We start from the raw sequence: 13,653 nt of genomic DNA, 5'->3' as shown, positions 1-13,653 counted from the left end.
AGTTAAGGAATGTGTCAAGGAATGACAAAGCTGTCTGCTTACCCGCCGAATATCCCAAGAGTGCTTGTTATATACGCTCATCCCGAACCTGATAGTTCGGTTGCCAACCAGTGCATGATCGAGAAAATAAAAGATCTTCCCAACGTCACTGTGCATGACCTTTATGCAGAATACCCTGACTTCTTTATTGATATCGCCCTTGAACATCAGCGCTTGCTCGAACATGACTTGATTGTGTTTCAGCACCCTATGTTCCTTTATTCTTGCCCATCACTGCTTAAAGAGTGGATGGATCGTGTATTGGATAAAGGATTTGCCTTCGGCGCTCAATGTGCCTTGAAGGACAAACATTGGCGTAGCGTGATCACTACGGGTGGACAGAAGTCGGCATTTTCTCCTGGGGGTTACAACAAATATCCCCTAGAGCAGATTCTTCAGCCTTTTGAGCTCACCGCAGCGCTTTGTCAGATGAACTGGATAGAGCCATTGGTGCTGTATTGGTCAAGGACGGTATCCGATACCACTCGTGAAGAGCACGCGCTTCAATATCGACATTGGCTATCGGACCCTTTTGCGACGGGGCCTGCCTTGGAGGAGTATACCGATGGCCATGAATAACGAGCTTATAGAGAGCGGAGTGTTGTTTCTTGGTGCTGCGGTTGTCGCAGTTCCATTGGCACAGCGTTTGGGGCTAGGTAGTGTTTTAGGCTATTTGCTCGCTGGTGTGGTTATTGGTCCATGGGGGCTTTCCCTGATCAGCGATGTGGACGCAATACTGCATTTCTCTGAGCTAGGGGTCGTGTTGCTCCTGTTTTTGATTGGCTTGGAACTTAACCCGAAAAAACTATGGGCCATGCGAATGCCCATATTGGGCTTGGGTGGCGCTCAAGTCATAGTGACAACCTTGTTTTTGTCTATGGTGGCCTACCTCCTTGGTCAGTCGTGGATGAGTAGCCTTGCCATAGGTATGGGGCTGGCATTGTCTTCTACCGCCATTGCCCTGCGGGTTATCGATGAGCAGGGGTTGGCAGGTACTGAAACCGGGCAGTCAGGCTTTGCAGTGCTACTGTTTCAAGATATAGCCGTTATCCCCATGTTAGCGTTATTACCACTGCTTGCAGGAGAGGTAGCCGGCAATTGGGCTGATGTAGGCCTAAAGCTCTCAGCGGTGGTCGCCTTGTTGGTCGCGGGTCACTTTTTGCTAAGACCCTTGTTTAGGTTTGTACTTTCTACAGGTACTCGTGAGCTGTTTACTGCAGCTGCGCTACTTGTGGTGTTTGGTATTGCCGTATTTATGCAGCACCTTGGCTTATCGATGGCTCTGGGAACATTCTTGGCTGGGGTGCTTTTGGCTGAGAGTGAATACAGACACGAGTTAGAGATCACTATTGAGCCGTTCAAGGGGTTGTTGCTGGGACTGTTCTTCATCTCTGTTGGCATGTCCGTTAACCTAGGTTTGCTGATAGAAAATCCATTATTAATTCTGGCAACGGTCGCGGGATTAGTCACAGCTAAAGGATTGATCTTATATGTGCTAGCGAGGCTGTTCGGCACAAAATCTAAATCCAGAAGTAGAATGGCGGCGATTCTTAGCCAAGGGGGCGAATTTGCCTTCGTTATATTTACCGCAGCGCTTGGCTTTGGATTGCTCTCCTTGCCTGTTGCCAGTTTCTTGCTGGTGGTAGTGAGTCTATCTATGGTGACCACGCCATTGATTCTTAAGGTGCAGACTTGGGTGTATTCACGCAGCATTAACTCACCAGAAGAAACAGACTCTCATGAGCAGGTACAAGATCGTAGCCCTAGAGTAATAGTGGCAGGGTTTGGTCGATTCGGTCAGGTGGTGGGGCGACTGATGTATGCCAACAAGGTGAAGATCACTATTTTAGAAAGTGATGCTAGCCAGATAAAATTATTGCGTAAGTTTGGCTACAAGGTGTATTACGGAGAGGCTACCAACATTGATTTGCTCAGGGCAGCAGGAGCGCATAATGCAGAAGCGATTGTGCTGTGTACCGATGATCCAGATGAAATTATCCAGACGGTCGAATTGTGTCAACAGCACTTCCCGCATCTAAAGATACTCGCTCGTGCTCGAAGTCGTGTTGAGGCCTATCAATTGCTGAATCATGGTGTCACCAGCTATTCTCGAGAAACCTTCTTAGGCGCGCTCGACCTTGGGCGCCAATTGCTAATAGCTCTTGGCATGCATCCTCATCAAGCCTCCCGAGCAGAAAAGCATTTCAACAAATTGGATAACACCATGTTGAAAGAGTTGCTCCCTCAACACAGCGATGAGAGTAACTTAGCGCTACGAGCCAAAGAAGCGCGTAAAGAACTAGAAGAGATCTTTGACCGAGAAATAGAGAACGAGCGTCAATCGAGTAATTACTGGAATAAAAAAGATGAAGATTAAGAAACGATTTATTGCAGGCGCAGCTTGCCCTGAGTGCAGTGATACCGATAGCCTGCGCTGGTGGGAAGAGAATAATGTTGAGTGGGTAGAGTGTGTTAGCTGTGATTTCAAAGAGCAACGCCTTCCTGCAGATCAGCAAGAGCAAGTGGGTGAGCAAGACCTGATTGGGATCTTTAAACCTGAATAGCATTAAGCGCTAGCCATCACAGAGGTTAATCTGTATTATTGCGCCTCTTTTTTGAACAGTTGAATGACCAACTTTTTGGAGTGACTATGAAAATCGACAATAACTCAGTAGTAAGCCTAGCGTATCAAGTAAAACTTGAAGAAGGCGTAGTTGTTGATCAAGCGGGTGTTGATGCACCATTGGATTATCTACACGGACACAACAACCTAGTAGTTGGTTTAGAAAAAGCGCTTGCTGGCCGTACTATTGGTGACAAGTTCAGCGTAACTGTAGCTCCAGAAGAAGCGTACGGTGAGCATAGCGATGCTATGGTTCAACGCGTTCCTGCTGATGTTTTCCAAGGTGTTGACCAAATCGAAGTGGGCATGCGTTTCCTAGCTGACACTGACCAAGGTCCAATCCCTGTAGAAATTACTGAAGTAGATGGTGATGAAGTAGTGGTTGATGGTAACCACATGCTAGCTGGCCAAACTCTGACTTTTGATGTTGAAGTGGTAGCAATCCGCGAAGCAACTGAGTCTGAGATCGAACATGGTCACATTCACAAAGAAGGTGGTTGCGGCCACGGTCATGACCACGGTGATGATCACGAATGCTGTGGTGGCAAAGGCGATTGCGGTAAAGGCGACGACTGCTGCTCTAACCACTAATCGGTATTTACAACCTTAATGTGCTAAAAGCGCATTTTGAGATTGTTTCGTTATAATGAGCCTCCCACCTAGTGGGGGGCTTTTTTGGTTTTAAGACGAAGGAAATGTTATGCAGCCACCAATCAGTATTGCCATCCATGGCGGAGCCGGCACCATATTGCGCAGTAAAATGAGCGAACAACTCAAGCAAGAGATGCTTACCGTATTAGAGGCTTCCGTACGTGCAGGCTATGAAGTGCTGCAGGCCAGTGGGGATGCTGCAGACGCGACGATAGCGGCAGTGAAGGTAATGGAAGACTCTCCTCATTTTAATGCAGGCAAAGGCTCTGTATTAACCCATGAAGAGTCAATAGAGATGGACGCTTCAATTATGCACGGCAAAGCCCTCAATGCAGGTGCGGTGGCTGGAATCAAAGGCATAAAAAACCCCATAGAGCTTGCCAATTCTGTGATGCTGAACAGCGATCATGTTTTCTTAATAGCAGAGGGTGCTCATCGATTTGCTAAATCACAAGGCTTTGAATTTCTAAATGAAGAGTACTTTGTAACGCAGCGCAGACGTGAGCAGCTGCAAAGCATGAAAGAGAAGGGCATCTTTGCCTTATCTGAGAGTAAGTATCCAGACGATAAGAAATTTGGCACTGTTGGTGCGGTTGCTCTTGATTGCTTTGGTAATCTAGCGGCGGCGACGAGCACTGGCGGTGTAACCAATAAAAAGTTTGGCCGGGTAGGCGATAGCCCAATAATTGGCGCGGGTACCTATGCTGAGAATGGCAACGTAGCGGTATCGACGACAGGTGTGGGTGAGTACTTTATCCGTAAAACGGTGGCGTCAGATCTTGCGGCGCGGATGCGTTATCTCAAAGAGGATGTGCACGTTGCTAGTGAGCAGGTCATTCATGGTGAGCTTGAAGCAATGGGCGGGGAAGGTGGCTTGATTGCCTTAGATTCTAAGGGCGATATCCATTTTGCAATGAACAGTTCAGGGATGTATCGCGCCAGCATTGATGCTCAAGGTTCTGTTACCGTGAAAATCTATGCTGACGAATAGTTAGTTTGTCGCAGTGCTTTTTAGTCGCCTCTCTTAGTAGTGAGGAGGCGGCGTCTCTTCCGTTGGGTCCGCTAGGTTAGAGGCGTCAATATTCTTAACCTTACCGACAACATACTTCATCTGATGCTGCATTTTCGAGATCAGGATCTGTTGCTGACTAAGGGCGTCATTGAGCTCATCGATGGTTTGTTCTTGGAATGCAGCTTTGCACTCAAGGTCATCAATCTTTTGATTGAGTTGCTGAATTAAAGTAGAAATCTCAGTCGTGTTGGACATCAAAGCGAGCCTATAAAGTCGATAATGGCTCGCAGTTTACCCCAGATCACCATTCCCTTCATCTTTTAGGGAACTATTATAATTAACTGTGTCTAAAAGCCCATCGCTCGCAATTTTACTTAGAAATGACAATTAATAGTTGTCTAGACGCAATTATAATTCGTACACTGATCTGTAATTTGTTAATTTTAATAAGATTAACGATAAATAATCTGCACTAAAAAGTGCTCGTAGCAAATGGCGAAGCCATGATTTGGAGAACTCAATGAAACCAATGCTAAAACTTTCTCTGCTTGCAGCAACTGTTGCTCTAGCAGTAGGTTGTCAAAAAGAAGAAGCACCAAAGACAGAAACTGCAGCGGCAGCTCCAGCAGAAGCAGCAGCAATGCAATTCAACTCTGACGACGATAAAGCGGCATACGCAATCGGTGTTTCGTTCGCTACTTACCTAAAAGCAAGTGTAGAGAAGCCTCAAGAAATCGGCATTGAACTTAGCGATGAGATGGTACTTAAAGGTATTACTGATGCGTTTGGCGGTAATGCAGGCCTGAACGAAGATGAAATCCGTCAAGCTCTTGAAGGTCTTGATGCTCGTGTAAGTGAGCAAATGGCAGCTCAAGCAGCAGAGAAATCAGCAGCTGCAATCAAAGCAGGTGAAGACTTCCGCGCTGAATTTGCGAAACAAGACGGCGTAATGCAAACAGAGTCTGGCATTCTTTATCAAGTAGAGAAGCAAGGCGACGGCGCTACTCCTACAGAGACTGACGTTGTTAAAGTTCACTATGTGGGCACACTAACAGACGGCACTCAGTTCGACAGCTCAATTGAGCGTGGCGAACCAGCAACATTCCCTCTTAACCGAGTGATTCCTGGTTGGACTGAAGGCGTTCAGCTGATGCAAGTGGGTTCTAAGTACAAGTTCGTTATCCCACCAGAGCTTGCATACGGTGACCAAGAGTCTCCGGCTATTCCTGCTAACTCAACACTAGTGTTTGAAGTTGAGCTATTGGATATCGAAGCTCCAGCTGCACAGTAACAATTAAAAAATACTTATGAAACCGAGGCTTGCCTCGGTTTTTTTGTATTTTGTTTATGACTCAGATCAGAATATTGCGGTGTTGATTCAGGCAGTACTCTCTTTTTTAAAATATTCTGATAAACTTTGACCTAATATTTGAATTCTGAACATGGACAAGCGCGTGAACACAGAAACTCTTAATACTGACTCGCTTCTAGAGTTGGAGTCCGTCGATGTAAAGCCCTTCACGGAACATGACAAGATCATCCTGCGCTCTTATGAGGCTGTGGTTGATGGCATAGCGAGTTTAATAGGACAATTCTGTGAGATCGTTCTTCACTCTCTAGAGGATCTCAACACCTCTGCTATCCGTATTGCTAACGGTGAAAACACAGGCCGCCAAGTAGGGTCACCTATTACCGATCTAGCATTAAAAATGCTAAAAGACATAGAAGGCTCAGAGCGTAACTTCTCTCGCTCTTACTTTACTCGCGCTAAAGGTGGCGTATTGATGAAGTCCATTACGGTAGCGATCCGTAATGGTGACAATCGCGTTATTGGCCTTTTGTGTATTAACGTCAACCTAGACGCACCTTTCTCTCAAGTGTTGCACTCATTCATGCCAACAGAAGAAGCGGAAGCTGCTGCATCATCCGTAAACTTTGCTAGTGATGTAGAAGAGTTGGTGGATCAGACAGTAGAGCGCACCATCGATGAAGTGAATGCGGACAAGATGGTATCTAACAACACCAAGAATCGTCAGATCGTTATGGAGCTGTACGACAAAGGGATCTTTGATATTAAAGATGCTATCAACCGTGTGGCGGATCGCTTGAACATATCTAAACACACCGTCTATCTCTATATCCGTCAGCGTAAGACTGAGGAAGAGTAGTTTGAGCCTATCGTACACCTTAGTGGTTAGTGGGGAGGTTTATGGTGAGCAATCTAGCTTAAATGCTTACCAATTTGCTGAAGCACTGATAAAAAAAGGCCATCGCTTAGTGAGCGTGTTCTTTTATCAACAAGGCGTAACAAATGGTAATGGCCTTACTGTTCCAGCGAATGACGAGTTTGATTTAGTTTCTGCTTGGCAGCAATTGGCTGCTGAACATGGCGTGTTATTGCAAACCTGTGTTGCGGCAGCATTGCGAAGGGGCATTGTCGGTAAAGAAGAGTCTGAGCAACATCAGCTTGCTCAATCTAATCTCGCGGATGGCTTTGAGCAGTCCGGCTTAGGGAGTCTAGCGGAAGCATTATTGACGCAGGATAGGGTAGTGCAGTTTTGAAGAAAATTACCTTTGTATTTACTAGTACCCCACACAGCACTGCGCAAGGTCGAGAAGGCTTAGATGCTATTCTTGCGACTTCTGCATACAGTGAGAACTTACAGCTGATTTTTGTTGGGGATGGAGTGAGTCAGCTATTAAAACAGCAGCAGCCACAATCTGTCCTTAGTCGAGATTATATCTCTGCATTTCGTTTGTTAGATCTCTACGAAGTAGAAGACGTCTATGTGTGTAATGAAAGCTTGAACGAATTTGGCATTACGCAGCAGCAGCTATTCTTGGGCGCAGAAGTTCTGGGTAGTGAAGAGATAGCACACAAGCTTGCGACATCAGATGTCGTACTAAGGTTTTAGTCATGCTTCATATTGTTTCTCGTTTACACCGTTTAGAGACTCTATCTCGCTATGTATCCGCTAAGGACAGCTTGCTGTTGGTTGAAGAAGCGGTATACGCGGCGAATCCTAAGCATCACAAGCACACATTACTGCCCTCTATAGAGATTAAAGCCCTTGAGCCTGATCTTACTGCTCGAGGCTTAGAGAGTGTATGTGCTTCTCATATTGAAGCAGTCGACTTCGCCGGATTTGTCGACCTTACCGCCGAGCACGGTAAATCCATTACTTGGTAAGCGTCTTTTTGCGCGTTTACTCCCGATCTAGGCACGATCTGGTAAGGATCTGCCCGCTGGTTAAAAAAGATCTGTATATTTCTTGACACCCCCCCCATCCCCGAATAGAATTTCGCGTCCCTAATTGCACTAGTGTGATAGGGCTTAGATTTTTCACAAAGCTTACTTTAAGTAAATCAGGAGCTAGTTAATGGCAACTATTAACCAGTTGGTACGTAAGCCTCGTGCAAAGCAAGTTGTTAAAAGCAACGTGCCTGCACTAGAAGCGTGCCCACAAAAACGTGGTGTATGTACTCGTGTTTACACTACTACACCTAAAAAACCTAACTCAGCACTTCGTAAGGTTTGCCGTGTTCGTCTAACGAACGGCTTTGAAGTGACTTCGTACATCGGCGGTGAAGGTCACAACCTTCAAGAGCACAGTGTTGTTCTTATCCGTGGCGGTCGTGTTAAAGACCTTCCAGGTGTGCGTTACCACACTGTTCGCGGTGCACTTGACTGTGCAGGCGTTAACGACCGTAAACAAGGTCGTTCTAAGTACGGTGTGAAGCGTCCTAAGTCTTAATGGATTCCGTTAAGTAAGGCCAAACACTAAATTAATTTTTAATTTTGAAGAAACTGTAAAGTTTTGGATAACCTGAAGAAGACAACGGAGAATTCCTATGCCACGTCGTCGCGTTATTGGTCAGCGTAAGATCCTTCCAGATCCTAAGTTCAAATCTGAACTGCTGGCAAAATTCGTTAACATCCTTATGGTTGACGGAAAGAAATCTACTGCAGAGAAAATTGTTTACACTGCACTAGAAACTATGGCTGAGAAGTCTGGTAAAGACCACTTAGCTGTATTTGAAGAAGCTCTTGAAAATGTTCGCCCAGCGGTAGAAGTTAAATCTCGCCGTGTAGGTGGTTCAACTTACCAAGTACCTGTAGAAGTTCGTCCGGTTCGCCGTAACGCTCTTGCTATGCGTTGGTTGGTTGAAGCTGCGCGTAAGCGTGGTGAAAAATCTATGGCTCAACGCCTAGCTGCTGAAATGCTAGACGCGTCTGAGAACAAAGGTACTGCGGTTAAGAAACGTGAAGACGTTCACCGCATGGCTGACGCTAACAAAGCGTTCGCACACTACCGCTGGTAATCCCTCGGTAATACCTTTAGTGCAGCGAGCTTTGCTCGCTGCATTTCTCTATTTTTCAGAAAGGAAAAATAGGGTCTATTCATATTTTTAAAGCCCTTTTTAAAATATTAATAGTCCCTAATAAGAGGATACAATCGTGGCTCGTAAAACTCCTATTGAGCACTACCGTAATATCGGTATCGTGGCTCACGTAGATGCAGGTAAAACAACCACAAGTGAGCGTATTCTATTCTATACCGGTCTCTCCCATAAAATTGGTGAGGTTCATGATGGCGCAGCAATCATGGACTGGATGGAGCAAGAGCAAGAGCGTGGTATTACTATCACATCTGCGGCTACCACCACCTTTTGGCGCGGTATGGAAGCTCAATTCCCAGATCATCGCATCAACATCATTGATACCCCAGGACACGTTGACTTCACTATCGAAGTAGAGCGCTCATTGCGCGTACTTGATGGTGCTGTAGTGGTATTCTGTGGCGCGTCTGGTGTTGAGCCTCAATCTGAAACCGTTTGGCGTCAAGCTGATAAATACGGTGTTCCTCGTCTAGTGTTCGTTAATAAGATGGACCGTACGGGTGCAGATTTCTTGCGTGTTGTCGATCAAATTGAAGAGCGTCTAGGCGCAACTCCAATTCCAATCCAACTAAACGTGGGTGCAGAAGAAGAGTTTGCTGGCGTTGTTGACCTTATCAAGATGAAGCGCATCAGCTGGAACGAAGCTGATCAAGGTATGTCTTTCTCTTATGAAGATATCCCAGCTGACATGCTTGAAAGTGCTGAAGAGTGGCGCACCAACTTGGTTGAAGCTGCAGCTGAAGCCAACGAAGAGTTGATGGACAAATACCTTGAAGAGGGTGAGCTAAGCGAAGCGGAGATCAAGCAAGGTCTACGTATCCGTACCCTTAACAATGAAATCGTATTGGCAACTTGCGGAAGTGCCTTCAAAAACAAGGGCGTTCAAGCTGTACTTGATGCTGTTGTTGACTTCCTACCATCGCCAGTGGATGTTCCTGCGATTCAAGGCGTAGATGAGAACGAAAAAGAAGTCGAGCGTCATGCCGACGACAAAGAACCGTTCGCTGCGTTAGCGTTTAAGATTGCAACAGACCCATTTGTGGGTACGTTGAGCTTTATGCGTGTTTACTCTGGTGTTGTCAAAACCGCAGATACGGTCTACAACTCAGTAAAACAGAAAAAAGAACGTCTTGGTCGTATAGTGCAAATGCACTCGAACAAACGTGAAGAAGTGAAAGAAGTACGCGCAGGCGATATTGCAGCTGTAATCGGTCTTAAAGACGTAACGACAGGTGATACCTTATGCGATCAGAACCACAAAGTGATTCTAGAGCGCATGGAATTCCCTGATCCAGTTATTCAGATTGTGGTTGAGCCAAGATCTCAAGCGGACCAAGATAAAATGGCCATTGCGCTAGATAAACTTGCTGCAGAAGATCCTTCTTTCCACGTGGAAATGGACGAAGAAACAGGTCAGACACTGATCTCAGGTATGGGTGAGCTTCACCTTGATATCATCGTCGACCGTATGAAGCGTGAATTCAATGTTGGTTGTAACGTAGGTAACCCTCAAGTGGCTTACCGAGAAGCGATTCGTGGCACAACTGAAATTGAAGGTAAATTTATTCGTCAAGGTGAGCGTAACCAATATGGTCACGTATGGCTTAAACTTGAGCCATCAGAGCCGGGCGAAGGTTTTGTTTTTGTGAACGATATTGTGGATGGTGTGGTTCCAAGTGAATACATCAATTCGGTATCGAAAGGTATCGAAGAGCAAATGATCAATGGTGTGCTTGCCGGCTATCCTATGCAGGATGTCAAAGCGACTTTGTTCGATGGTTCTTACCACGATGTTGACTCAAGTGAGATAGCGTTTAGAATCGCTGCCTCAATGGCGTTCAGGGATGGTGCTCTTAAGGCACAACCAGTTCTCCTTGAACCAATGATGAAAGTTGAAGTAACCACTCCAGAAGACTGGATGGGTAGTGTAGTAGGTGACCTAAACCGTCGCCGCGGCATTATTGAGGGCATGGAAGACGGTACTGCAGGACTAAAAGTTGTCCGCGCGCAGGTTCCACTGTCTGTCATGTTTGGCTATTCAACTGACTTGCGTTCGGCGACACAAGGCCGTGCTTCTTACTCTATGGAGTTTAGTGAGTACGCTGAAGTGCCGAAGAATGTGGCTGATGCTATTATTGCCGAGCGTGGTTAATAATTAGGCGTAACAATTGAGCTGATGAAATTTTCAGATCAGTGCGCCTAAATATTGCGCTAAAGGCGTTTGATGCTTAAAATAGCAAATTCTGGCGCGCCTCGACTATTTTGGGTCGCGGCGAATCATAACTAGGAAGGAACACGATCGTGTCTAAAGAAAAATTTGAACGTACGAAACCGCACGTAAACGTTGGTACTATCGGCCACGTTGACCACGGTAAAACAACTCTAACTGCAGCTATCTGTACTACTCTTTCAAAAGTGTACGGTGGTGAAGCTAAAGACTTCGCATCTATCGATAACGCTCCAGAAGAGCGTGAGCGCGGTATCACAATCGCAACTTCTCACGTTGAGTACGATACTCCAGCTCGTCACTACGCACACGTAGACTGCCCAGGACACGCCGATTATGTTAAAAACATGATCACTGGTGCTGCGCAAATGGACGGTGGTATCCTAGTTGTTGCTGCAACTGATGGTCCTATGCCACAAACTCGTGAGCACATCCTACTTGGCCGTCAGGTTGGTATCCCTTACATCATCGTATTCATGAACAAATGTGACATGGTTGATGATGAAGAACTACTAGAACTAGTAGAAATGGAAGTTCGTGAACTTCTTTCTGAATACGACTTCCCAGGTGATGACCTACCAGTTATCCAGGGTTCTGCTCTTGGCGCTCTAAACGGCGAGAAAGAGTGGGAAGACAAGATCGTTGAGCTTGCAGAAGCACTAGATTCTTACATCCCAGAGCCAGAGCGTGCTGTTGACCAACCGTTCCTACTACCAATTGAAGATGTATTCTCAATCCAAGGTCGTGGTACTGTTGTAACTGGTCGTATCGAGCGCGGTATCCTACGTGTAGGTGACGAAGTAGAAATCGTTGGTATCAAAGAAACCACAATGACTACTTGTACTGGTGTTGAAATGTTCCGTAAGCTGCTTGACGAAGGTCGTGCTGGTGAGAACGTTGGTGCACTACTACGTGGTACTAAGCGTGATGACGTTGAACGTGGCCAAGTACTTGCTGCTAAAGGTTCTATCAACCCACACACTAAGTTTGAGTCTGAAGTATACGTACTTTCTAAAGACGAAGGCGGCCGTCACACTCCTTTCTTCAAGGGTTACCGTCCACAGTTCTACTTCCGTACAACTGACGTAACAGGCGACATCACTCTACCTGAAGGCGTAGAAATGGTAATGCCAGGTGACAACGTTCAAATGACTGTTGAGCTAATCGCTCCAATCGCAATGGACGAAGGTCTACGTTTCGCAATCCGCGAAGGTGGCCGTACTGTAGGTGCTGGTGTTGTTGCTAAGATCTTTGACTAATATTTAGTTAAAATCTTGCGATATTCTTCTTCGGAAGAAACCGCATCTGAAAAGGGGAGCTTCGGCTTCCCTTTTTGCGTTTTATAGCCTCCAGTTCCACGTTGTTAGCAATTGCACCGTTCCAAATCACCCCATTTCTTACTGCTTGAAGCTCGTGTCCGATTATTTTTCACTCACCCCTTGCATACCATTCTGTGATCTGTATAATGCCTCCCACTGACTTAAGTCGGTTGTGAACCAATGAGCACTGAGGAGCTAGGTTTTCCTAGGTAACGTATACTCAGCTTATGTTCGCGGTTAATACAATTAATAAAATAGCGTTAAGCTACAAGTTAATCGAAAATTAACTGACAATGCTTCCTGATTTTGGAGGCTACGGTTTCACATAAATCAATCGGCATTCCCTTATCTTTTTAAGTGTGAGTGGCGATATTGTTTGTGTATTTAATTATTAATTGGAGCTCTGTCTCATGCAGAACCAACGTATTCGTATCCGCCTTAAAGCTTTCGATTATAAACTAATCGATGCTTCAACTGCGGAAATCGTTGAAACAGCAAAACGTACCGGCGCACAGGTTCGTGGTCCTATTCCACTACCTACTCGTAAAGAACGTTTCACTGTTCTAACTTCCCCACACGTTAACAAAGACGCACGTGACCAGTACGAAATTCGTACACACAAGCGTTTGATCGACATCGTAGAACCAACTGACAAGACTGTAGATGCTCTTATGCGTCTAGACCTTGCTGCTGGTGTTGATGTTCAAATCAGCCTAGGTTAAGGGAGATTAGAATAATGATTGGTCTAGTCGGACGTAAAGTGGGTATGACCCGCGTATTTACCGAAGAAGGCGTTTCTATCCCAGTAACTGTAGTGGAAGTAGAAAACAACCGTGTATCACAAGTTCGTACTCTTGATACTGATGGTTACTCTGCAATCCAGATTACAGCTGGTGCTAAGAAAGCTAGCCGCGTTAATAAAGCCGAAGCTGGTCACTTTGCGAAAGCAGGTGTTGAAGCAGGTCGCGGTCTTTGGGAATTCCGTTTAGAAAACGGCGAAGAGTTTGAAGTTGGCGCTGAGCTAAACGTAGAACTTTTCAACGAAGTAAAAAAAGTAGACGTTACTGGTACATCTAAAGGTAAAGGCTTCCAAGGCGCTGTTAAGCGTTGGAACTTCTCTACTCAAGATATGACTCACGGTAACTCCTTGTCTCACCGTGCACCGGGTTCAATTGGCCAATGTCAAACTCCAGGTCGCGTATTTAAAGGCAAGAAAATGGCTGGTCACATGGGTGCTGAGCGTGTAACGACTCAAAACCTAGAGATCGTACGTGTTGACGCTGAGCGCAATCTGCTTCTTATTAAAGGTGCAGTACCAGGCTCAATCGGCGGCAACGTTATCGTAAAACCAGCTGTTAAAGCATAACGTCTAGGAGTAAGT

17 protein-coding genes are annotated in these 13,653 nt (G+C 45.8%); 16 read left to right on the top strand and 1 reads right to left on the bottom strand.

Features of this window, described 5'->3' with window-relative positions:
• Nucleotides 1-21: 21 nt before the first annotated feature.
• The 5 genes from kefG (at nt 22) to OCU46_RS12740 (ending at nt 4,304) form a co-directional block, all read left to right on the top strand.
• Nucleotides 22-618: a glutathione-regulated potassium-efflux system ancillary protein KefG gene (kefG, locus tag OCU46_RS12760; RefSeq protein WP_141271817.1), complete on the top strand. Its 597-nt coding sequence runs from the start codon at nt 22-24 to the stop codon at nt 616-618.
• Nucleotides 605-2,416 carry a glutathione-regulated potassium-efflux system protein KefB gene (gene kefB, locus OCU46_RS12755; RefSeq protein WP_141271818.1) on the top strand — a complete coding sequence of 604 codons (1,812 nt, stop codon included), beginning with the start codon at nt 605-607 and terminating at the stop codon, nt 2,414-2,416. Before kefG ends, kefB begins: the two co-directional genes overlap by 14 nt.
• On the top strand, nt 2,406-2,603 hold the full coding sequence (locus tag OCU46_RS12750; RefSeq protein ID WP_017029455.1) for a YheV family putative zinc ribbon protein: 198 nt from the start codon (nt 2,406-2,408) through the stop codon (nt 2,601-2,603). Before kefB ends, OCU46_RS12750 begins: the two co-directional genes overlap by 11 nt.
• A gap of 86 nt (nt 2,604-2,689) precedes the next feature.
• The gene (slyD, locus tag OCU46_RS12745) at nt 2,690-3,253 is read left to right on the top strand and encodes a peptidylprolyl isomerase (protein WP_141271819.1); all 564 of its coding nucleotides are present in this window, start codon (nt 2,690-2,692) and stop codon (nt 3,251-3,253) included.
• A gap of 109 nt (nt 3,254-3,362) precedes the next feature.
• Entirely contained in the window at nt 3,363-4,304 is a 942-nt protein-coding gene (locus OCU46_RS12740) for an isoaspartyl peptidase/L-asparaginase family protein (RefSeq protein ID WP_141271820.1), read from the top strand.
• A 33-nt stretch (nt 4,305-4,337) separates the two neighbouring features.
• Here the strand turns inward: OCU46_RS12740 and OCU46_RS12735 are convergent, their stop codons facing one another.
• Entirely contained in the window at nt 4,338-4,580 is a 243-nt protein-coding gene (locus OCU46_RS12735) for a SlyX family protein (RefSeq protein ID WP_017029458.1), read from the bottom strand.
• Nucleotides 4,581-4,845: 265 nt separating this feature from the next.
• On the opposite strand from OCU46_RS12735, the gene fkpA reads away from it, so the two are divergent.
• From fkpA to rplC, 11 genes are all read left to right on the top strand, one after another.
• On the top strand, nt 4,846-5,616 hold the full coding sequence (fkpA, locus tag OCU46_RS12730; RefSeq protein WP_141271821.1) for an FKBP-type peptidyl-prolyl cis-trans isomerase: 771 nt from the start codon (nt 4,846-4,848) through the stop codon (nt 5,614-5,616).
• A gap of 151 nt (nt 5,617-5,767) precedes the next feature.
• Nucleotides 5,768-6,493 (top strand): helix-turn-helix transcriptional regulator, encoded by a 726-nt coding sequence (locus tag OCU46_RS12725; protein ID WP_141271822.1) that lies wholly within the window; start codon nt 5,768-5,770, stop codon nt 6,491-6,493.
• A gap of 1 nt (nt 6,494) precedes the next feature.
• Nucleotides 6,495-6,887 carry a sulfurtransferase complex subunit TusD gene (gene tusD, locus OCU46_RS12720; RefSeq protein ID WP_017031384.1) on the top strand — a complete coding sequence of 131 codons (393 nt, stop codon included), beginning with the start codon at nt 6,495-6,497 and terminating at the stop codon, nt 6,885-6,887.
• Entirely contained in the window at nt 6,884-7,240 is a 357-nt protein-coding gene (gene tusC, locus OCU46_RS12715) for a sulfurtransferase complex subunit TusC (protein WP_141271823.1), read from the top strand. Before tusD ends, tusC begins: the two co-directional genes overlap by 4 nt.
• 2 nt (nt 7,241-7,242) lie before the next feature.
• The gene (tusB, locus tag OCU46_RS12710; protein ID WP_141271824.1) at nt 7,243-7,515 is read left to right on the top strand and encodes a sulfurtransferase complex subunit TusB; all 273 of its coding nucleotides are present in this window, start codon (nt 7,243-7,245) and stop codon (nt 7,513-7,515) included.
• A gap of 190 nt (nt 7,516-7,705) precedes the next feature.
• Complete coding sequence (rpsL, locus tag OCU46_RS12705) at nt 7,706-8,080, top strand: 30S ribosomal protein S12 (protein WP_004399892.1); 375 nt, start codon at nt 7,706-7,708, stop codon at nt 8,078-8,080.
• Between the two features lie 97 nt (nt 8,081-8,177).
• Nucleotides 8,178-8,648: a 30S ribosomal protein S7 gene (rpsG, locus tag OCU46_RS12700; protein WP_017029464.1), complete on the top strand. Its 471-nt coding sequence runs from the start codon at nt 8,178-8,180 to the stop codon at nt 8,646-8,648.
• 136 nt (nt 8,649-8,784) lie between these two features.
• Nucleotides 8,785-10,878, top strand: a complete 2,094-nt coding sequence (gene fusA, locus OCU46_RS12695; protein WP_141271825.1) for an elongation factor G — start codon at nt 8,785-8,787, stop codon at nt 10,876-10,878.
• Nucleotides 10,879-11,027: 149 nt separating this feature from the next.
• Nucleotides 11,028-12,212, top strand: coding sequence for an elongation factor Tu (gene tuf / locus OCU46_RS12690; protein ID WP_337972447.1), 1,185 nt, complete (start codon nt 11,028-11,030; stop codon nt 12,210-12,212).
• A gap of 470 nt (nt 12,213-12,682) precedes the next feature.
• The gene (gene rpsJ, locus OCU46_RS12685; RefSeq protein WP_004736761.1) at nt 12,683-12,994 is read left to right on the top strand and encodes a 30S ribosomal protein S10; all 312 of its coding nucleotides are present in this window, start codon (nt 12,683-12,685) and stop codon (nt 12,992-12,994) included.
• A 14-nt stretch (nt 12,995-13,008) separates the two neighbouring features.
• Entirely contained in the window at nt 13,009-13,638 is a 630-nt protein-coding gene (gene rplC / locus OCU46_RS12680; protein WP_141270907.1) for a 50S ribosomal protein L3, read from the top strand.
• Nucleotides 13,639-13,653 lie beyond the last annotated feature (15 nt).

The sequence above is a fragment of the Vibrio comitans genome, assembly GCA_024346835.1.
GTDB classification, from domain to species: domain Bacteria; phylum Pseudomonadota; class Gammaproteobacteria; order Enterobacterales; family Vibrionaceae; genus Vibrio; species Vibrio comitans.
The sequence above is the reverse complement of the archived record's forward strand: the minus strand, read 5'-3'. Positions and strand labels throughout refer to the sequence as shown.

Coding starts and splice junctions, on each gene's coding strand:
- fkpA (WP_141271821.1), top strand. CDS start 4,846: ATGAAACCAATGCTAAAACTTTCTCTGCTTGCAGCAACTGTTGCTCTA.
- slyD (WP_141271819.1), top strand. CDS start 2,690: ATGAAAATCGACAATAACTCAGTAGTAAGCCTAGCGTATCAAGTAAAA.
- OCU46_RS12725 (WP_141271822.1), top strand. CDS start 5,768: ATGGACAAGCGCGTGAACACAGAAACTCTTAATACTGACTCGCTTCTA.
- rpsL (WP_004399892.1), top strand. CDS start 7,706: ATGGCAACTATTAACCAGTTGGTACGTAAGCCTCGTGCAAAGCAAGTT.
- rpsJ (WP_004736761.1), top strand. CDS start 12,683: ATGCAGAACCAACGTATTCGTATCCGCCTTAAAGCTTTCGATTATAAA.
- OCU46_RS12740 (WP_141271820.1), top strand. CDS start 3,363: ATGCAGCCACCAATCAGTATTGCCATCCATGGCGGAGCCGGCACCATA.
- tusB (WP_141271824.1), top strand. CDS start 7,243: ATGCTTCATATTGTTTCTCGTTTACACCGTTTAGAGACTCTATCTCGC.
- OCU46_RS12750 (WP_017029455.1), top strand. CDS start 2,406: ATGAAGATTAAGAAACGATTTATTGCAGGCGCAGCTTGCCCTGAGTGC.
- rpsG (WP_017029464.1), top strand. CDS start 8,178: ATGCCACGTCGTCGCGTTATTGGTCAGCGTAAGATCCTTCCAGATCCT.
- kefB (WP_141271818.1), top strand. CDS start 605: ATGGCCATGAATAACGAGCTTATAGAGAGCGGAGTGTTGTTTCTTGGT.
- rplC (WP_141270907.1), top strand. CDS start 13,009: ATGATTGGTCTAGTCGGACGTAAAGTGGGTATGACCCGCGTATTTACC.
- OCU46_RS12735 (WP_017029458.1), bottom strand. CDS start 4,580: ATGTCCAACACGACTGAGATTTCTACTTTAATTCAGCAACTCAATCAA.
- kefG (WP_141271817.1), top strand. CDS start 22: ATGACAAAGCTGTCTGCTTACCCGCCGAATATCCCAAGAGTGCTTGTT.